This is a genomic window from Hymenobacter sp. PAMC 26628, assembly GCF_001562275.1.
Lineage (GTDB): Bacteria > Bacteroidota > Bacteroidia > Cytophagales > Hymenobacteraceae > Hymenobacter.
Genome location: NZ_CP014304.1, coordinates 2,639,978 through 2,658,378, shown reverse-complemented (window position 1 = coordinate 2,658,378; position 18,401 = coordinate 2,639,978). Strand labels below are relative to the sequence as shown.

Genomic DNA, 18,401 nt, shown 5'->3' with positions numbered 1-18,401 from the left:
AATAATGAGCAAGACCGTCCTGCTTCGACAGGCGGACGCCAGATGAGCATGACGTTCCTTTACATTCCTCTTACTCAAAAATAATCCTACTAGCCAATCATTTAGGCAGTAAAAAGGTTGCCTGCCGCCGCCCCGCCGCCTGCCGGGTAGCCACCTGCTGCTTGAGGTTCTCCAGGTCGGCGTGGGCGTAGTAGCGGCCGGCGCGCACTACGGCGCAGATGCGGTGCAGGTTCTGCACGTCGGCCAGCGGGTTGGCGTCGAGCAGCACGAGGTTGGCGTTTTTGCCCGGCTCCACGCTGCCCGTGTCGGCGGTGCGGTTCAGAAATTTGGCCCCGTTTAAGGTGGTCATTTGCAGCACGGTGAGCGGGGCCAGCCCGGCTTTTTGCAGCTCGTCAAACTCCTGGTGCAGTGAAAAGCCCGGCACCAGCCAGCCCCCGCCAAAGTCGCTCCCGGCCAGCATCGGCACGTGGGTTTCCTCGAAGAGCTTGGCCAGCCGCAATTGCAGGGCGTACAAGTTGCGGTAAGTGGCCTTGAAGGCCGGCGTCAGCTTTTGGGTGAAATCCTGGCCCACCTCGTGCCACTTCTTAGCCGTAACGGCCGGGATGTAGCGCTGGTTGGGGTCGTTGACGTACTCGGGGGCGTCGCCCAGCTCCATCGTTCGCAGGCGGATGAGGGTGGGCACCTGCCAGGTGCCGTCGGCCACGAGCTGCGCGGCGAGTTGCCGATCTTTCGCGTCGCTGTAGGTATCGATGGCGCGTTGCAGCCGGGCAAAGTCGGCCGGCGGGGTGGGCACGAGCGGGTTGATGATGATGCGCTCCAGCTTGTCGGCCAGTAGCTTATCGGCGAAGGGAATTTTCACCGGTGGGCCCTTCACCGGGGGTAGGCGGGCAATTTCCTGTTCCAGCCGGCCCTCTTCGGTGGAGCATGCCACCAGCAGGCCGTCGTTGGGGCCCAAGTGTTCGATGGACTTCATACCGCCCCGCGAGGCCTGCTGTACCGGCACGCCCTCGGGCAGGTGGCCCACAAAGGGCAGCCCCAGGCGCTTGGCCTCGGCCTGCGCCGTGAAGAACGTGGGCACGCTCACCGTCACTACTTTAATAAAATCGGCCCCCTCGGCTTTCTGCTTCCGCACTTCCTGCACTACCGCCTCGGGCGAGCCCGCGTTGAGCGGGTTCAGCACTTCGCCCGGCATGGCCAGCAGCTCGGGCGCGTCGGGGCCCAGGCGCAGCGTGCCGTTCCGCCGCTTTTCGAGCAGCTCGGGCGTGCCGTTCATCTGCCGGAAGCCGGTGATGCCGTTGGCCAAAAACAGCGCCAGGCTGCCCGGCACGTCGCGCGAGATGAGCGGATGGGCGTGCATTTCGAGGTAGCCCGGCACCACGAACTTGCCGCGCGCGTCAATCACCTTGGCCGCGCCCGCGCCCGCCGGGGGGGTAGGGCCGGTGGGCGTGAGGCTGATAATCTTGCCGCCGCCCAGCAGCACGCTCATGTTGGGGCTGAGGTGGCCGTCGTGGGTATCCACGACCGTGACGCCGGTGAGCAGGAGCTGCCCGCCCGTCACCGTGGGTGGGTCCACTATTCTGGTTTCGGCGTTTTGACTGCCGCAGCCGTTCAGCAGGGTGCCTATGCCCACGGCTAGCACTAGTTGGCAAAAGCGGTTACTAAGGAAATAACGCATTTTGGAAGGAGGGGTAGTCGGTTATTGAACGCTTGGATGCGTCGTGAAATCCTATTGGCGCCGTTCAGGCGGAGCGCTTAATACACACTAAACCCAGCGCAGCAGGCCATTACCGATTATTTATCTGCTTGAACGCCGCCTCCGCCTCCGCCCGCGAGGCCAGGCGGCCCTTTTCCGAAGAAGCGTAGCTCACTTCCAGCTCGCCGGCCGCCACGCGGGCCATCACGGCATCGGCGAAGGCATCGAGGGGCACCCCGTGGGTGTGCAGGCCGGGCCCGCCGAGGTCGGTATCCACGGCCGGGAGAACGATTTCGACCACCTGCACGCCCGTCGGCAACAGCTGCTGGCGCAGTGAAAGCGTGACCGAGTGCATGGCCGCCTTGGTGGCGCAGTAGATGGGCAGCCCCGCCACCGGCACGAAGGCCAGCCCCGAGGTCACGTTGACGATGGCCGCGCCGGGCTGCTGGCCCAGGTGCGGCGCGAGCAAGGCGCTCAGGTGCAGGGGCGCTTCGAGGTTGATGGCGATTTCCTGGCGGCGGCTGTCCCAGTCGGCGGCCAGGTCGGCGAAGGATACCCGGTTTTGCACGCCGGCGTTGTTCACCAGCACGTTGAGGCCCGGAAACTCGGCCATGACCCAGGCGGCCAGGGCCACGCGGTCGGCGGCCGTGGCCACGTCGGCCACGTGCGTGTGCAGGCCGGGGTGCTGCTGCGCGGCCTTGGCGAGCTTGTCGGCGCGGCGGCCCACGACGATGACCGTGCCGCCGGCCTGCTGGAAGCGCACGGCCAGGGCCAGCCCAATGCCCGACGCGCCCCCCGTGATGAGCACGGTGTTGTTGGAAAGATTCATGGAAAAAAAGAGGCTGGTTGCCTGCCTATCCGGCAGTGCTGATTGTACGGCCCGGCGCGCCGGGCGACTAGCCGCGGGCTGGTATATGCCAATTCATTTCTTGTAAAAATCAACCTATTCGCCCGCCCGCCGGCAAGCCACGGGCGAAAAGGACGTTTGCCGCTTGAAGGCGCTGGAAAATGCGCCCCGTCGGTGAAGCCCGGGCCGGCGGCGATTTCGGAGATAATCCAGCTGGTTTGCCGCAGCAACACCTTGGCCTCTTGCGTGAGGCGGTTGGCCCCGTACCACCGTCGCCGACCCAACCGCCACCGTGGCCGAAAACCGCTTGCTGGGCCAGCCTGCGCCCACCGCCCCGAACCAAGTCTGGGTCGGGAACAACATCACGTACTTGCCCCTGGTGGGCGGGCACTGGGGCTACGGGGCCACGTGGCGCGATGCCTGCTTGAGGCGCGTGGTGGGCTGGCACCTGGCCGCCCAGATGCCCACCGAGTTGGTGCTCCACGCCCTGGAACACGCCCTGACGCTACGCCAACCCGCGCCGGGCCTGATTGTCCACGCCGACCGGGGCAGCCAGTACACCAGCGCCGCTTGCCGCGCCCGCATCGCGCAAGCCGGGGCCGTGCCCAGCTTCAGCCGGCCGGGCAACCCCTACGACAACGCCCAGGCCGAGGCGGGCTGGAGCACGCTCAACACCGAATTGTTGCCGCCGGGCACCCCCTTTGCCTCCCCCGAAGAAGCCCGCCTGGAAGTGGCCCATTATTTCGACCCCTACTTCAACTTCGACCGCCGCCACTCCGCCTTGGATTACCGCTCGCCCCACCAATTTGAACGCGACCTGAAAATCAACCTACCTTAGCTCCGTGTCCACTGGCACCCGACCACCCCAGTTACAAGGCTATTTTGGAAAAATAATTTTCATCTTGCGGTTAGTAGAGTCCTCTACGCCCGTTATGAGGTGAGCATCATATTGTACTGTTTCCCTTGGTATTTCACGCGCAGTTACCAAATCTGTACGCGCTCAGATGCAGGGAGGTAAAGCTGCTGACCGGCTTGCACGCTAAATGCCTTATACCAATCGCTGCGGTTTCGAACTTCGGCCACGCGTTGCTGCCCTGGCGGATGGGGGTCACTAAGCAACTGTGCGCGCAAGGCCGACTCCCGGTACTTAACCCGCCATATCTGCGCCCAGCCGAGGTAGAAGCGCTGCTCGCCCGTAAAGCCATCTAGTAGGGGTGCCGCTTTGCCGCCCAGCGCCATCCTATAGGCTTGGTGGCCAACGGTGATGCCGGCCAGGTCGGCCATGTTCTCACCCAGGGTGAGCCCTCCCTGAATGTGTTGGCCTGTGATGGGCTCATAGGCATCGTACTGCTTAATAAGCTGGTCGGTGAGCACCGTAAAACGTGCTACGTCCGCTGGGGTCCACCAATCAGTAAGTTTGCCGGCAGGGTCGTACTTGCGGCCTTGGTCATCAAATAAATGGCTAATCTCATGGCCAATGAAGGCCCCGATGCCACCATAATTAACCGCCAAATCAGCCTTGGGGTCAAAATAGGGCGGCTGCAGAATGGCGGCCGGAATGGTGATAATATTTCTGACGGGGTCTTCCTCCGCATCAACCCGCATCGGTGTCATATCCCAATCGTCCCGGTTAGTGGGGGCAGTGAGTTTGCTAAGCTGATACTGAAACTCAAAGGCATAGGCACGCTGCACATTGCCGACCAAGTCGCCGCGCACAACCCGAAGGGTTGCATAGTTACGCCAATGGCTGGTGTAGCCAACCAGCGGTAGCATGGCGGCCAACTTCGCCCGCGCCTTCTCGCGCGTAGCGGGAGACATCCAAGCTATTGACTTCAGTCGTTCGCGCCAAGCGGCAACAACAGTGCGTATTATTCGGTCGGCCACAGCCTTGGTTTCGGGTGGGAAAAATTTCGCCACGTAGCGTTGGCCCACCGCATCCCGCATCTGCAGCGTCACGAGGTCAACGCCGCGTTCCCAGCGCGCCTGGTTTTGGAGAGTGCCAGTCAGGGCGGTCCCCCGGAACGCAAAGTGCGCGTCGACGAAGGGTTTGGAAAGGTAAGGCGCGTATTTATCGAGCAGGTGGAGAAGCAGATGGTCTTGGAGGACGGCCAGCGATGCCGCTGTCCAGGCCCGCGCCTCACCCGTAAACGCGCTGGGCTGCCCAACAATAAACATTGCTTGCTTGCTTAAGCCCAGCCCCGCGAGGTAGCTGGGCCAGTCGAATCCAGGAGCCTTGGCAACAAAATCTGCTGAAGTCCAGCGATTATACGACTTGTTCACGTCGCGGGAATCAACCCCGGTCCAGTGTACTTGGGCAATTTTCTGCTCAAATGCCAGGACTGCCTGCGCGCGCGTCGCGGCATTCGCCTGACCAGCCAGCTCCAGCAACCGCGTCAGATACGTGACGTAGGCGCTACGGGCTAGCACTAGCGCCGCATCATTCTTAAGGTAGTAATCACGACTGGGAAGCCCGAGGCCGCCTTGAAGCAAATGAAACACCTCCACTTGCGGCTGCTTATCGTCGGGTGAAACTGGTTGTTGTAGCGGGCCAGGCAGGTCGAAAATGGTTCTAATTCCTTGGCGCTGGAGTGCGGCAGTGGTAGCCGCCAGCGCCGATTTGTCCTTAGCAGCCGCAATCTGCTCCATCCATGGCTTAAGGGGGGCTAGCCCCTTGCGGTCGGTGGTGGCCTCATCCAGAAAGCTTGCGTAAAAATCACCCAATTGGGAGCCGGCGTGTGTTTCGGCATCCTCTAAAATGCTGCGGATACGGCTGAACGAGAGCTCTTGAAGCTTATTGAACATCCCGTAGCTACCGTGAGTAGCCGGAATCTCCGTATTCTTCTGCCAGGTGCCATTGGCAAAAGCATAGAAGTCGTCGCCGGGCTTCACACTTCTATCCATCCCGGATGTATCAAAGCCAAAACTGCCATAAGTTGGTGGAGTAGTGGGTGCTAGCAGCTTACTATTAGTCTGGTGCTGCCGACTGCTTGTTTTGCTACGAGCACTTTTATTCGTTCGCTTAGCATGAGCAACGGCCGATTTTTGCGCGGTCTTAGCCCGAAAAACACTATTACTGTAAGTTGTCCGGGAGCTTTTGAAGTAAGTGTTTTGTACACTTGGAGTTGATTTCAGTGGTACAGTTACTAAAAAAAACAGAAAAATGCTTTTCATATTTGTTTATTAGTTGGGCTGGCCGGGTAGAAATTGACACGGCGAAAGTAATGTTTCCTTGTCATGGAAGCAGAGAAATCAGCCGGCAAACGGCTTAGAACCAAGTATGATGCGGGCCTTCTGAGCCGAGGAGGTCCGCCGCGTCACCCAGGATGGGCAAGCGGCTAGGCGCGTCGCGCAGGCGCTGGGCACTCGGGCCCCGCAGCACCCTTTTTTTAAACATCCGTGTTCTTATGCTGGAAGTGAAAGTACAGGAAGTAAAAGACTTAAAGCAGTTTTTTAAACACGTGGGCGGCCCGCAGCCGCTGGAAGACGACCTGGATATTCGGCGAAAAGAGGCGGATGGTGAGGAACACTGCTTTCAGACTTTTCGGCACCGGATATATTTGATATCGGTGTACACGTCGGTGCATCTCAACCCGGTAGCCACGTCGTCGGTGCTTAATTTGGCGAAGCCCATCTTGTTCTTTAAGCTGCTTTATCAGATATTATCTGCCGGGGGCACGCCCCGTGGCGCAACCTGCTTCTACGTGGCGTTTACCGAAGCCTTCCTGGCCAAGTGCTCATTTCTGGCCGCCTTAATTGCTGATATGCCCTTTCTGCGGCTCGACCGGGCCACGCCCTTTGAGTTGGAGCCCGAAGAGACTGCGGTCTTGAAAAGCACTTTTGACCAACTGCTCGCCGAATACCAGGGCAGTAAACGCGGCCGTTTGGGCCTGATTAGCACGTACTTGCAATTATATCTTTTGCAGATACGGCGCATCTACGAGCGGCACCACTGCGGCACGCCGTCCCCGGCGAATGCGGGCACACCGAACGACTTGGCCATTGCCGGGGAATTCAAGCGGTTGCTGGATGCCTTCTTCAAGGCACCGGACACCGGCACCAACCGCAGCGTGGCTTTCTATGCCGATAAGCTCGCCCTTCACCCCAACTACCTGAACGCCGCCGTGAAGCGCGCGACCGGCAAAACTGCCCACGAGCTGCTGCACGAGCACCTTATCGCGCTAGCCAAAATGCTGCTCTCCCAAACCCGACTCACGGTCAAGGAAATCACCTACCGGCTTTCCTTTAGAGAGCCTGCCCATTTTGCGAATTTCTTCAAGCGGCACACCGCCACCACGCCGCGGCAGTTTCGCCAACTGGCCGATACCCGTGCTTAGCGTGCAAGTATTGCGTTGAAATTTGCAAGCATCCGTTTGGATGACTGCCGGAAATTTGTGGGACAACCCACTACCGTACTGTTCTCCGATGGAAACGCAAGTGAAACAGAGTGCCCAGCGTGAGGCGCAAATTCAGCAAACACTTAAAGACATCGCCAAGAGCGTCGGCTATCCGATGCGCTCACCTATTCTGGAAACCCCGGCCGATTACGACTTCGACTTTGAAAGCGTCTCGTTTCCGGCCTTGGATGGGGTGTCAATCGAAGCGTGGTTTATCCCCTGTGAAGGGTCACGTAAACTCCTCATCGTCAATCATCCGATGGGATTCAACCGCTACGGACTCGCGTCACATTTAGAGCCGTGAAAATCACTCTTTGCCGCGACGGGCAACGACTTCGAAGTGAAGTTCCTCCCGGACTATCAAATTCTGCACGATGCCGGATACAATGTGCTGACGTACGACCTGCGCAATTTTGGGCATAGCAATGTTGGCAATGGCCTGGGCAGTGCCGGCATCGTGAACGCTCGTGAGGTCATCGGTTCGCTGCTATATGTGAAGAGCCGGCCGGAATTGAGTGGAATGACGGTGGGCCTGTTCAGTCGCTGCCTGGGCTGCAATGCTACCCTATTCGCCATGCAACAGTACCCCGACTACTTCAAAGGGATGCGGTGCCTCGTAGGCGTGCAGCCGCTGTCGGTGCGGGCAACCTTGGAAAGAGACCTCGAAAGGCTTGGCATCCCGGAGCGTATCGATGAGCTAGACCACGAAATTAAGCTTATCACCAGTTTCAAGCTGGACGATTTATCGCCGGTTGAGGCGGCTAAGTTCATCCAGATTCCCACGTTCCTGTACCAAGTGCACGACGATTTAATGACGACCCCCAGCGACGTGCAAGCGATGTTCGACAACATTCCGGGCGATGCAAAAAAGCTGTTCTGGATTCAAGGGACGACCCGACGCTGGGACGGGTACACGTACTTCCAACGGGAGCCAGCGCAGATACTGGACTGGTTTGCCACCTATATGGGCTAGGCCGCGAAGAGCTGGCATGCCGTGGCCTGCGCCGCCGCTACCTAACTTACAACCAAGTTCATGCCCTACGTACAATATGGCAAACTACTGGACGCACCCGCCGCGAAGGTCTGGGCGCGGGTGCGTCCAGTAGTTTGCCATATTGTACGTAGGGGCATTCCGGGTTTTATCGCCTGCGAGTTGAAGGACGGGGCCCGGCCCGACCAAGTGGGCGCGGTACGGGTGCACTCGGCCCAGTACCGCGAAGCTGCGTCCTTCGCCGGCCAGCGGGTGCTGGTGGTGGGCGGCGGGAACTCCGGCGCGCAGGTACTAGCCGAAGTTTCGCGGGTGGCCCGCACCACGTGGGTCACGGAAAGAGCACCTCGCTTGCTGCCCGATGACGTGGATGGCCGCGTACTGTTACGCAGCGCTACCACGCGCAGGGGAGCGAAGCACCAGCCCCGCCGCCGTCATTGGGAAATGTGGTGATGGTAGACTCGGTGAAGGAGGCCCGCGACCGGGGCGTGCTGGGCAGCGTGCGGCCCTTTGCCGGGTTTACCCGCACGGGCGTGGTCTGGGCCGATGGGCACGAAGAAGCCGTGGACGCGGTAATCTGGTGCACGGGCTTCCGGCCGGCCCTCTCGTTGCTGGCGGGCCTGGGCGTAGTGCAGCCCGATGGCCGGGTAACCACGGCGGGCACCCGGGCGACGGCCCTGCCGGGCCTGTGGCTGGTGGGCTACGGCAGCTGGACGGGCTTTGCCTCCGCGACGCTGATTGGCTTGGGCCGCTCGGCGAAGGCTACTGTGCATGATATCCAAGCCTTCCTGGTCCCTGCCCAAGCTGGCCAAGCGTAAGCCTTATTTATGGGCTTGGCAGTTGCCGGGCTTAAGCTATAGACTTGTTCCCCAATAAGAAATCGAATGTTTTCCAAGCCGTATTTGGAGCCAGAAACGGTAGCTGCTCCAAGAACCTGAGGATACTGGCTTGGCCAAGCCAAATAGCCCACCCAGTTGCCCAAAGGGACGCAAATTTTCAGCCATTTCTTATTCGGGAACAAGTCTATTCTCCTACTAGTTAATTTAGAGCCTATCCGGAAAATAAGGAAGTTGTAGCCAGACGCGAGAATTTTGGGGTTACCACACCTTGCAAGCTTCCCGTTGCGTCCGACTACAACCGACTACAACCGACTACGAAGCTACGATTCACGCTGATTTTTTGCCCTCGCCAGCCGTGTGGTCCGCCGTCGAGCCGTTGCTGCCGGACGCCCCCAGTGGCCCTGGCCGGCGGGGCCGGCCCCGGGCCTGTGACCGCCAGATGTTTTTCGCCAGGTACTATGTTTTGGGTACGGGGATGCAGTGGAAAGCCTTGCCCCGGTGCCTGGGGGCGGCCGCCACCGTTCACGACCGGTTCCAGGAGTGGACGCTGGCCGGCGTGTTCAAGCAGCGCTGGACCAGCGGCTTGGTTCAGTTGCAAGCCGAAGGCCGCCTGGACTGGGACGGGCAGTGCCTCGACGCCTGCCAGACCAAGGCCCCGCTGGGCGGCGAGGCCGTCGGCCCCCACCCGACCGACCGGGGCAAGGGTGGCGTCAAGCGCCACGTGCTGGCCGAGGCCCAGGGCCTGCCCATCGGCGTGGCCGTCACCGGGGCCAACGCGCACGAAGTCACCCAGGTGCACGCCGTGCCCGACGCGATACCCGTGCTGCCGCCGCCGGCCGAAGGCGATTTTGCCCCCGGCTGCTGCGCCGACAAGGGCTACGCCGCCGAAGCCATCCGCCGCCTGCTCGCGCAATGGGGCTACCGGGTCCACCTCCTGGGCCGGGGCGAAGAAGCCGACAAATGCCGCCCGCCCGGCTACCGCGCCCGCCGCTGGGTCGTCGAACGCACCCGGGCCAGGTTCCACCGCTTCCGTCGCTTGCTCATCCGCTGGGAAAAGAAAGTGGCCAATTACGAAGCTTTCCTGCACCTGGCCTGCGCCAATACTGTCTGGCGACACTCCCTCTTATTTTTAGGATAGCCTCTAAGAGGCTATCCAAATAGGGGATTAACTTTGGCTAATGGCGACAGTTCAAGAATTCACGATTTCAGACACGCTTTGGGCGCGGTTAGCGCCCCTGCTGCCCGCGCATGTGGGCAAGGCCCACCCGCTGGGCTGCCATCGGCCGCGCATCCCGGACCGGGACGCGCGGAGCGCCATCTTCTTCGTTTTGCGCACGGGCTGCCAGTGGAAAGCGCTGGATGCAACCGGTTTGTGCCAAAGCAGTACCGCCCACAGCCGGTTCCAGCAGTGGGTGCAAGCCGGCGTATTTGCCCGCCGCTGGGACGAGGCCCTGGGCGACTACGACGAGCTGCTTGGGTTGAATTTTGCGTGGATGGCGCTCGACGGCTCGCTGCACAAAGCGCCGCTGGGCGGAAAAAAAAACCGGCCCCAACCCCACGGACCGCGGCAACGGCGGCGTCAAGCGCAGCCTGTTGACGGAGGCCCGGGGCATCCCGGTGGGGCTGGTGCTCGACGGGGCCAACCGCCACGACGGGAAGCTGGTGGAGAGCACCTGGGCCAGCGTGCCGCCCCAGGCCGAAGCGGCCCGGCAAGCCCACCGGGCAGCGGGCAGCAGGGGCTGTGCCTGGCTGCCGGCTACGCCTCGAAACAGGTGCGCGAACTGCTGGCCGGCTTGGGCTACACGGCCCACATCCGCCCGCGTGGGGAAGAAGTCCAGGCTAAAAAAGCCGGCCAGAAAGCCCGGCGCTGGGCCGTGGAGCGGACCCACTCCTGGCGCAACCGCTTCCGCCACCTGCTCACCCGCTGGGCCAAAAAGCCCGAAAACTACCTCGCCGTGCTCCGTTTTGCCTGCGCCCGAATAACGTGGTACAATTGCCTATTTGGATAGCCTCTTAGTCTACCGCCTTACCAGCGCAGCTCGGAAGACACTTCCGTAAAGGCATTCTGACCTTCCAGCTGCGCTTTCACCGCCTCGTAAGAGTCCGGCTTTAAGTCGGCTACAAACTGCTGAGCACCACTCAGCATGCGGATATATAGGCTGGGGTCGCTTTGCCGACTCAGCCGGCGCAGGGCATCGAGGTAACCTTCGCGGGCGTGAGTGGTGACAATAATGCGGCACTGGCCGGCACTGACTAGCTCGGCATTCATCATCAGCCGGGCCAGGCGGCCGTTGCCGTCATCAAACGGGTGCACCTCGCTGATAAGAAACATCATGAACATGGCCCGCGCCAATGGCTCGCTCAGGCTGCGGTAGAGCTTGAAGCCCTCGTGCAGGGTGCCGCGCACCAGGCCGGGGTCCACAAAGCTGGTCAGGCCGGCCTGATTGGCGTATTCTTTCCACTGACCGGGGCGCTTGTCGGGGCGGGCGCGCATCAGCTGGGCGTGCCGCCGCTGCAAAATGGCCAGCAGGTCCTCGGCCGACTGCGGGACCACGCGCATCTCAGCCCCGTTGCTGCACAGCTGGTAGGTGCTCAGCACGTCGTGCGAGTCGGCGTGCCGCCCGCCCACCAGCTGGCCGGTTTCTACGATGCGGTGCGCTTCGTCCACCTGAAACTCGGTGCCTTCGATGAAGTTGGAGAAGTAGGCTTCAAAGAATGCCACCGTGTAAAAGGGCGGCGCTACGGGCGCGGGGTCGGGCCGCCGTGGTAGCACGGCCGCGTGCAGCGCACTGAGCAGCGTGGTAAAAAGATCCACCCGGCCGGCATCGAAGGGTAGCCCCAGCGCGCGCGCGCGGGCCACGGGCGAAGTCAGGATTTTGCTGGATTGGGTACTGAGCAGCGCGCCGGCAATGCGTTGCAGCACCGCCAGCTCCGTGGGCCAGTCCAGGGCCGCCGCCACTTCGCGGGCCTGGTCGCGCAGGGCATTCAGGCCTTCTTCGCCCCGGATGCGCAGCACCATTTCCAAGCGCTCCTCCACGTTCTCCAGCGGTAATGCTTTGCTCACCCCGCCTTGGCGGACGCGGGCTGGTTGCAGGTTTTCCAGCAGGCCCCGGGCCTCCGACGCGAACAGCAGGCTACCATCCCCAAACGGCGCATCGCCCGGCAACGGGTCCGGCCCTTCCAGCAGATGCACTACTAGCCCCGGCAGGGTCACGTTGCGGGTGTACTTATACGTCAGAAATAGGTGCCCATCGGCCGTGGGCTGACCCTCCAGCTGCGAGCGGTGGCTGATGAGCGCACCCGGAAACAGGTGCTGTACCACCGGCAGCCAGTTCTTGCGAATCAGCATTTCCGGTGCAGTGGTTAAGTCTGCGGAGTAGATGCGGGAGGCTACCTCCCGCAGTTCCCCCCGCTGCCGGGCACCCCGAATCTGCCGGTTCAGCGCCGGGTCGGAAGTGCTGAATACCAACAGGGGCCAACGCACATTTTTTTCCATTAAGGCGTACTAAAAGGGCCTAATTGTTAAATTTATTTTATTAAGAGAGACTTTTTACGCTTTTCTTTAGATTAAGAACAGCCTAGCGCGCCTAATAGTTATCGAACACTCGTGGCAAAGAAGCCTTACGCCACGATGCCCAATTCAGCGTTCGCTATCCTTACCCCGATGCGCCTGTTTGCCCTGCTGTTTTCCTTGTACCTCACCTGCCTGCTTTGCGTCGACGACGTGCAAGTACGCGCGGAGCAGACACAAGCTACCGGCAGCGCCGCTTCGCACTCTAGCCGTATTATAGGCGACTAGTGCTCGCCGCTATGCCACTGCCACTGCTGCGCCGAGGCGGTGGTAACGCTCTTGGGAAATCGCTTTCCCCCCAGTGGGCCGCCGGGCTGCGTTATGCCCCGCTCGTGGTGGTCGCTCCGACAAGTGCTGCGCCTGGCCCGTGCGGTGCACCGCCGCAAAAATCTCTACGAGGCCCTGGCCCGCCGCATCCGGCAAGGCCTCGAAAAAAGGGCCGGCCAATGACCTCGACCGGGGGCCGCGCCCAGAGCACACCCATGGCAGCGTTGGCCAGCTCGACTACAAAATCAGGGCCCTGAAAGGTGATAATGGCCACGGGCGCCAACTCGAACACGCGCTGCACCTCAGCCTCGGCCCGGCTGACCCGCCCGTGAGCCTAGCAGTTGCGCCACGCCCGCTCGCCGGCCGTGAGCGTAAAGCCGGCGGTGGTGCTAAAGCTGACTAATAACCGGGAGCCGCTGCGCCGGGCACTCTAGTATACGCGCCTAGGTAGGGGGCCGTGAGCCAGGTGCCTGCTTCGCTGGTCTCGAATAAGCCAACTACTCCGCCGGCAGCACTAGCACTGGTATCGGGCTGTGCAGCAGCACGTGCGCCGTCACGCTGCGGTGAAACAGCTCGCCCAGGAAGCTGCGCGGCCGCGCCACCAGCACCACTGCATCAAACTCGCCAGTGGCGGCCACCTCCAGGATGCCGCCGGCCGGCGTGGCGTGGACCAGGCTGCGGGTGGGCAGTCCGCCACTCAGGTCGAGGACCAGCCCGGTGCGCTCAATGGCTTCGACGGCGGCGGCCGTGCCCGTGGTGGCTTCGTCCCGGTCGGCGCCCACGTGCAGGACGGTAAGCTCGGCGGGCAGGGCGTCGAAGAGGTGCCGCACCAGGCCCGTGTGGCCGCCCAGGCTGAAAGGCTCGGCATCGAGGGCCAGCAGCAGGCGGCGCGGCACGGTGGACGCGGCCCCCACGGGCACCACCAGCATGGGCTGCGGGGCGGTGCGCAGGATATTCAGCGCGGCGGTCGATACCAGCTCGTCGGCCATGCCGTCGGTGTTGCGGTGGCCCAGCACCACCAGCGCGGGCTGGTGGCGGGCCAGGGCGGCGGCTACCACTTCGGCTACCCGGCCGTGGCCTACTTCGGCCACGGTGGGGGCGGTTACGTCGCGGGTCAGGCTGGCCAGGGCCAGGTCTATCGCCTCCTGGCTCAGGTTATCGACCCGGCCGGTGAGGTATTCGGGGTCGAGCACCGCGTCGCGGCGCACGTGCAGCAGCACCAATTGCGCGCCAATGGCCCCGGCCAGCGCGTCGGCGTAGGCCAGAGCGTGGTCGGCGGGCTGGAAGAAATCGGTGAGCACGAGCAGCGAGAGCGCCATGAGCTGGGGTAGGGGAGGTGAAACCTGCCCGCAAAGAACCGGGCGCTGGCCGCCGCCGGGCCTGCCAAACGTCAGCTTCCCACCTGATTTTTATCATGGGGCCGGCCGGGCCGGGGCCGGAACCTTGCAGGCGTTTTTCTGAAGTTGCTAGTTGTTGATTTTCAATTTACTAAAGCCTATTAGCTCATGAACGTTATGGTCTTCAGCGCGCTGGCCTTTGAGCGGCCCTTTCTGGAACAGGCCAATGCCGGCCAGCACCAGGTGCAGTATTATGAGCAGCGCCTGACTGACCAGACCGTGCCGCTAGCGCAGGGTGCGCTGGCCGTCAGCGTGTTTGGGAGCGACGATTTGTCGGCCCCGGTGCTGGCGCAGCTCTGGGCGCACGGCGTGCGCTACGTGCTGGTGCGCGCCACCGGCACAGACAACGTGGACCTACCCGCCGCCCACCGCCTGGGCCTACGCGTGGCCAACGTGCCCGACTACTCGCCCCACGCCATTGCCGAGCACGCCGTGGCCCTGCTGCTGGCCCTGGCCCGCCACCTGCGCCGGGCCGACCAGCAGGTGCGGGCCAACGACTTTTGCCTCGACAAGCTCGTCGGCTTCGAACTGTGCGGTAAAACGGTGGGCATCGTGGGCGTGGGGCACATCGGGGCCGTACTGGCCGGCATCCTGCACGGCTTCGGCTGCCGGCTGCTGGGCGAAGACCTCCTTCCCAACAACGAGCTGCGCCAGCGCTACGGCCTCGAGTACGTGGACCTGCCCACCCTCTGCGCCCAGGCCGACATCATCAGCCTGCACACGCCACTCACCGCCCAAACCCGGCACCTGTTCGATGACCAGGTGCTGGGCAGGATGAAGCCCGGCGCGGTGCTCCTCAACACCGGCCGGGGCGGCGTGCTCGACACCGCCGCCGCCCTGCGCGCGCTGGCCAGCGGCCAGCTCGGCTACCTGGGCCTCGACGTGTACGAGGGCGAGGCGGGCCTGTTTTTCGCTGACCACACCCGCGACCCGCTGCGCGACGCCACGTTTGCGGAGCTGCTCACTTATGATAACGTGCTCCTTACCGCGCACCAGGGCTTTCTCACCCGCGAGGCCCTGGCCAGCATTGCCACCGCCGCCGTGGCTGCCTTCGACGCCTGGGGCCAGGCCCAGTCGGCCCCGCACGAATTGTAGCCTGCCCCACCTTTCTCATCTGCCTTTAGTCCCTGTGAACCCGTACCAACTAATTTACCAGAGCCAGGCGATGGGCGATTTCGGCGCGCCCGAGTTGGCCGCCCTATTGCACCGGGGCCGGACCCACAACCAGGCGCACAACATTTCGGGGGTGCTGTTGCACACGGCCGACGGGCGGTTTTTGCAGGTACTGGAAGGCCCTAAAACGGCCGTGCGGCACCTCTACTACCACGTTATCTTGTCTGATACGCGGCACTTTCACTGCCAGGTACTGGGCGAGGGGCCCTGTGCCGCCCGCAGCTTTGCCGGCTGGGCGATGGGCTGCCGCATGGCCCACCCCGACGACCTGCGCGCCCTGCTGGGCGAGGCCCCGCCCGACGGCCTGGGCCTGGCGCACCGGCCTTACCCCCGCCCCCAGCTGATGGCCCTGCTGGCAGCCTTTGTGGCCCAGGGGGCTGTCGAAACCGGCCCGGCCCATCCGCTGGACAGCCTCCCCACCCGCCACCTTTAGCCCGCTTCCCCCGTGGTTTTTCTCCCTGCTATCCGGCTCCTTGGCACCGGCGTGGGCCTGCTGCTGGCCGCGCAGTGCGGCTCGGCACCTACGGCATCGCGGCTACTACCTACGCAGCCATTGGTAACTGAAAATCAGAAGAATATGCCAGTGGACTCGCTCGTCCGGGCGTTACTGGATACGACTGTGGCCGGCAGCGCTCGCCGCCTGGATGCGCAGCTGGGCTTGCAGGCCGGGGCCGAGGTGCGGGCTTTTTACGGCGCTACCCCCGCGCCCGCCTGGCTGGCCGCTGGCCGCCCTGGAGGTGCTGGCCCAGGCCCCCGCGCACGGCCTGCGCCCGGCGGATTACGGTAGCGCCCGCCTGGGGGCCCTGCGCGACTCGCTTGCCCAGCCTGGCACGCCGGCCCAGCGTGCGCATCAGCTCGCCCGCTTCGACGTGTATCTCAGCGATGCGGGGCTGCGCTTCCTGCGCGACCTCAGCCGCGGGCGGCTGCGGCGCTACACCGCATCGGCGCGGGAGCGGCTGGCGGGACCGGCCGGACAGCCGGCGGCGCGGCTACGGGCGGGACTGGCGAGCCACGCGGTGGGCACCGCCCTGCTCGCTGGGCAGCCGACCAACCGCGAATATCGCCAGTTGCAGCAGGCGCTGGCCAGCTGGCTTAGGCTGCCCACGGTCCCGGATTCGGCGGTGCAGCACCAAGCCCGCTACGAGCAAGTGTCCGTCAACCTGGAGCGCTGGCGCTGGGAGGCGCTGCCCGCGGCCGACTCCGCCTACGTGCTGGTGAACCTGCCCGCTTGCGAGCTGCTGTTGGTCGCCCATGACTCGGTGCTGCGCCGCCACCGGGTGGTGGTGGGCAAGCCCGACACGCCCACGCCGACGCTCAGCAGCACCATCGACCACTTCACGCTGGCCCCCGACTGGCACGTGCCCCGCTCCATCGCGGTGAAGGAAATGTTGCCCCACCTCCAGCGCGACCCCGGCTACCTGGCCCGCAACAACTATGCCCTCTACGACGGCCGGGGCCGGCTACTCGACCCGAGCGGCATCAATTGGGCGCTTGTAAGCGCCCAGCATTTCGCTTACACCGTGCGGCAGTCGGCGGGCTGTGAGAACGCGCTGGGCAACATCGTATTCCGCTTCGCCAACCCCTACTCGGTGTACGTGCACGACACGCCCCTGCGCCAGGTTTTTGCCCAACCCTATCGGGCGCTGAGCCACGGCTGCATCCGCCTGGAGCAGCCCCTGGCGCTGGCCGCCTACCTGCTGCGGCGCGGCGGCCAGCCGGTGCAGCTGCCCAGCGAGGCCGAGTGCGCCCGCCAGCCCCGCCCCCGAGACGTGCCGCTGCGCCGGTCCATCGCGCTGTTTGTGCGCTACGCCACCTGCACGGCCGAGGGCGGCCACCTGCGCTTCCTGCCCGACCTCTACCAGCGCGACGAGGTAATCCGCCGGGGGTTGTTTGGCCCCAAGTCGTAGTCCGTGCCCTACGCGCCGGGCGCCTTTGTGACGGGTCACTGCGGCGGGTACCAGGGCATCTTTTGCTAAGCGTCATCCAGTCGGATAACTTTCATCATGGCGGTGGCACTGGCTAGGGCGTACTTTTACAAAAGACTACTGAGCCTCTTGGCTGCTCAAAACGGGCCCCGTCCGACTTAATCCTACAAGCGCTATTTGCTTGGCAGTAGCATAGCTATGGCCGCGCACTCCCCACAAAAAGCTCAAGTATACCCGCGGGACATCGTCGTTATTGGGGCTTCGGCGGGGGGTGTTTCTGCCTTGCTGCAACCGGTTAAAACCCTGCCCGCTGATTTTCCAGCCTCCATTTTGGTGGTGCTGCACGTGGCGCCCAATTCGCCTACTATGCTGCCGCAGCTGCTCGACTCCGTATCGATGCTGAAGGTCAAGCACCCGCAAGACGGAGAGCTTATTGAGGCAGGAGTTATGTACATAGCCCCGCCCGACCACGATTTGCTGCTGAACGGCAACCAGGTGCTGGTGACGCGTGGGCCGAAGGAAAATCGGTTCCGGCCATCCATCGACGCTTTGTTTCGCTCGGTCGCTTATGCCTATGGCCCGCACGTGATTGGCGTCGTGCTTACGGGCTACCTGAACGATGGTTCCGCGGGGCTCTGGTGGGTGCAACAGTTGGGGGGCTTGGTCATCGTGCAAGACCCGCGCGATGCCGAGCAGCCAACTATGCCCGCGCACGCGCTAACGGTTGTAGCAGCTGATTATATCGTGCCGCTAGCCCAACTGGGGCCCCTGCTAGTGTACCTGACTACGCCCGATGAATCCCTGTGACGCCCGGCAGCGCTCACTACAGAAGCCACTTGCTGAAGCAATTACTTGCCAGCGAGCTCAAGCTAAGCCTGCCAGGCGCACCTTGGCCGGGCAGCTAACGCGGTACTCCAGATAGCAGACATTCCGGGCGTTCATGCCGTGGATTAGTTAGAAAATCGCGTTAAATAAACCCCTTCTTAACTAAGTGCCTCAAGCCTAGCTACAACCTGCAAAAGTTTCTGGCCGATGCCCAGCCCGTCAGCACCCCGAGCTACAGCGGTGGCGATACTTAACAAAGCTCACCTCTTTCGGATGAGTTTTGTCATGAGAGGCGGGGGTAGGCGCATCTACTTTTGGGCGGCTTATTCTTCTTGCTCTTGATACTTTGCTCCCTTTAAATGGTCCCCACTACATTGTTTGCTCGGCTGCCGTGGGCCCCCGCTGCCCCACTTTTGAGGATAGCGCCTGCGCAAATTTACCAGCCGTGCTAGGGCCGGCACCAGAAGTGGTACCACCGCGCC

General features: G+C 63.0%; 19 protein-coding genes. 14 read left to right on the top strand and 5 right to left on the bottom strand.

The annotated features are described in order from the left end of the window. Window positions 1–97: 97 nt before the first annotated feature. Both AXW84_RS11730 and AXW84_RS11725 read right to left on the bottom strand, forming a co-directional pair. Window positions 98–1,675: an amidohydrolase family protein gene (locus tag AXW84_RS11730; protein ID WP_082773850.1), complete on the bottom strand. Its 1,578-nt coding sequence runs from the start codon at window positions 1,673–1,675 to the stop codon at window positions 98–100. 109 nt (window positions 1,676–1,784) lie between these two features. Then, the gene (locus AXW84_RS11725; protein ID WP_068233126.1) at window positions 1,785–2,522 is read right to left on the bottom strand and encodes an SDR family oxidoreductase; all 738 of its coding nucleotides are present in this window, start codon (window positions 2,520–2,522) and stop codon (window positions 1,785–1,787) included. A gap of 310 nt (window positions 2,523–2,832) precedes the next feature. Between AXW84_RS11725 and AXW84_RS11720 the strand changes: the two genes are divergently transcribed. Further along, window positions 2,833–3,378 carry an IS3 family transposase gene (locus AXW84_RS11720; protein WP_068233124.1) on the top strand — a complete coding sequence of 182 codons (546 nt, stop codon included), beginning with the start codon at window positions 2,833–2,835 and terminating at the stop codon, window positions 3,376–3,378. 143 nt (window positions 3,379–3,521) lie between these two features. Here AXW84_RS11720 and AXW84_RS11715 read toward each other — a convergent pair whose 3' ends face one another. Next, window positions 3,522–5,711: a M13 family metallopeptidase gene (locus tag AXW84_RS11715; protein WP_082773849.1), complete on the bottom strand. Its 2,190-nt coding sequence runs from the start codon at window positions 5,709–5,711 to the stop codon at window positions 3,522–3,524. A 152-nt stretch (window positions 5,712–5,863) separates the two neighbouring features. Here AXW84_RS11715 and AXW84_RS11710 point away from each other — a divergent pair, with 152 nt between their 5' ends. From AXW84_RS11710 to AXW84_RS23305, 7 genes are all read left to right on the top strand, one after another. Continuing rightward, on the top strand, window positions 5,864–6,874 hold the full coding sequence (locus AXW84_RS11710; RefSeq protein WP_082773848.1) for a helix-turn-helix domain-containing protein: 1,011 nt from the start codon (window positions 5,864–5,866) through the stop codon (window positions 6,872–6,874). An 88-nt stretch (window positions 6,875–6,962) separates the two neighbouring features. Continuing rightward, window positions 6,963–7,238, top strand: coding sequence for a hypothetical protein (locus AXW84_RS25520; protein WP_204248370.1), 276 nt, complete (start codon window positions 6,963–6,965; stop codon window positions 7,236–7,238). 36 nt (window positions 7,239–7,274) lie between these two features. After that, a complete protein-coding gene (locus AXW84_RS11705; protein WP_204248369.1) occupies window positions 7,275–7,907 on the top strand; it encodes an alpha/beta hydrolase family protein in 633 nt (210 codons plus the stop codon). Window positions 7,908–7,967: 60 nt separating this feature from the next. After that, a complete protein-coding gene (locus tag AXW84_RS25865; protein WP_068233115.1) occupies window positions 7,968–8,375 on the top strand; it encodes a hypothetical protein in 408 nt (135 codons plus the stop codon). After that, the gene (locus AXW84_RS25860; RefSeq protein WP_335339467.1) at window positions 8,372–8,740 is read left to right on the top strand and encodes a hypothetical protein; all 369 of its coding nucleotides are present in this window, start codon (window positions 8,372–8,374) and stop codon (window positions 8,738–8,740) included. Before AXW84_RS25865 ends, AXW84_RS25860 begins: the two co-directional genes overlap by 4 nt. Window positions 8,741–9,086: 346 nt before the next feature. Next, window positions 9,087–9,899 carry an IS5 family transposase gene (locus tag AXW84_RS11690; protein WP_071892679.1) on the top strand — a complete coding sequence of 271 codons (813 nt, stop codon included), beginning with the start codon at window positions 9,087–9,089 and terminating at the stop codon, window positions 9,897–9,899. Window positions 9,900–9,939: 40 nt separating this feature from the next. Continuing rightward, the gene (locus AXW84_RS23305) at window positions 9,940–10,770 is read left to right on the top strand and encodes an IS5 family transposase (protein WP_236943112.1); all 831 of its coding nucleotides are present in this window, start codon (window positions 9,940–9,942) and stop codon (window positions 10,768–10,770) included. 17 nt (window positions 10,771–10,787) lie between these two features. Here the strand turns inward: AXW84_RS23305 and AXW84_RS11675 are convergent, their stop codons facing one another. After that, the gene (locus tag AXW84_RS11675) at window positions 10,788–12,110 is read right to left on the bottom strand and encodes a Fic family protein (RefSeq protein ID WP_157886966.1); all 1,323 of its coding nucleotides are present in this window, start codon (window positions 12,108–12,110) and stop codon (window positions 10,788–10,790) included. A gap of 315 nt (window positions 12,111–12,425) precedes the next feature. On the opposite strand from AXW84_RS11675, the gene AXW84_RS26220 reads away from it, so the two are divergent. After that, window positions 12,426–12,560 (top strand): hypothetical protein, encoded by a 135-nt coding sequence (locus AXW84_RS26220; RefSeq protein ID WP_257722058.1) that lies wholly within the window; start codon window positions 12,426–12,428, stop codon window positions 12,558–12,560. A gap of 93 nt (window positions 12,561–12,653) precedes the next feature. Continuing rightward, the gene (locus AXW84_RS26215; RefSeq protein WP_257722057.1) at window positions 12,654–12,782 is read left to right on the top strand and encodes a hypothetical protein; all 129 of its coding nucleotides are present in this window, start codon (window positions 12,654–12,656) and stop codon (window positions 12,780–12,782) included. 314 nt (window positions 12,783–13,096) lie between these two features. Here AXW84_RS26215 and AXW84_RS11670 read toward each other — a convergent pair whose 3' ends face one another. Continuing rightward, window positions 13,097–13,918: a universal stress protein gene (locus AXW84_RS11670; protein ID WP_068233104.1), complete on the bottom strand. Its 822-nt coding sequence runs from the start codon at window positions 13,916–13,918 to the stop codon at window positions 13,097–13,099. 186 nt (window positions 13,919–14,104) lie between these two features. Between AXW84_RS11670 and AXW84_RS11665 the strand changes: the two genes are divergently transcribed. The 4 genes from AXW84_RS11665 to AXW84_RS11650 all read left to right on the top strand — a co-directional run bounded on the left by AXW84_RS11665 (window position 14,105) and on the right by AXW84_RS11650 (window position 17,901). Then, window positions 14,105–15,091 carry an NAD(P)-dependent oxidoreductase gene (locus AXW84_RS11665; protein ID WP_068233100.1) on the top strand — a complete coding sequence of 329 codons (987 nt, stop codon included), beginning with the start codon at window positions 14,105–14,107 and terminating at the stop codon, window positions 15,089–15,091. Window positions 15,092–15,125: 34 nt separating this feature from the next. Beyond that, window positions 15,126–15,602 carry a BLUF domain-containing protein gene (locus AXW84_RS11660; RefSeq protein ID WP_157886965.1) on the top strand — a complete coding sequence of 159 codons (477 nt, stop codon included), beginning with the start codon at window positions 15,126–15,128 and terminating at the stop codon, window positions 15,600–15,602. A 304-nt stretch (window positions 15,603–15,906) separates the two neighbouring features. Continuing rightward, a complete protein-coding gene (locus AXW84_RS11655) occupies window positions 15,907–17,076 on the top strand; it encodes a L,D-transpeptidase family protein (protein WP_068233093.1) in 1,170 nt (389 codons plus the stop codon). Window positions 17,077–17,376: 300 nt separating this feature from the next. Then, window positions 17,377–17,901, top strand: coding sequence for a chemotaxis protein CheB (locus tag AXW84_RS11650; RefSeq protein WP_236943111.1), 525 nt, complete (start codon window positions 17,377–17,379; stop codon window positions 17,899–17,901). The last annotated feature ends 500 nt before the right edge of the window (window positions 17,902–18,401 follow it).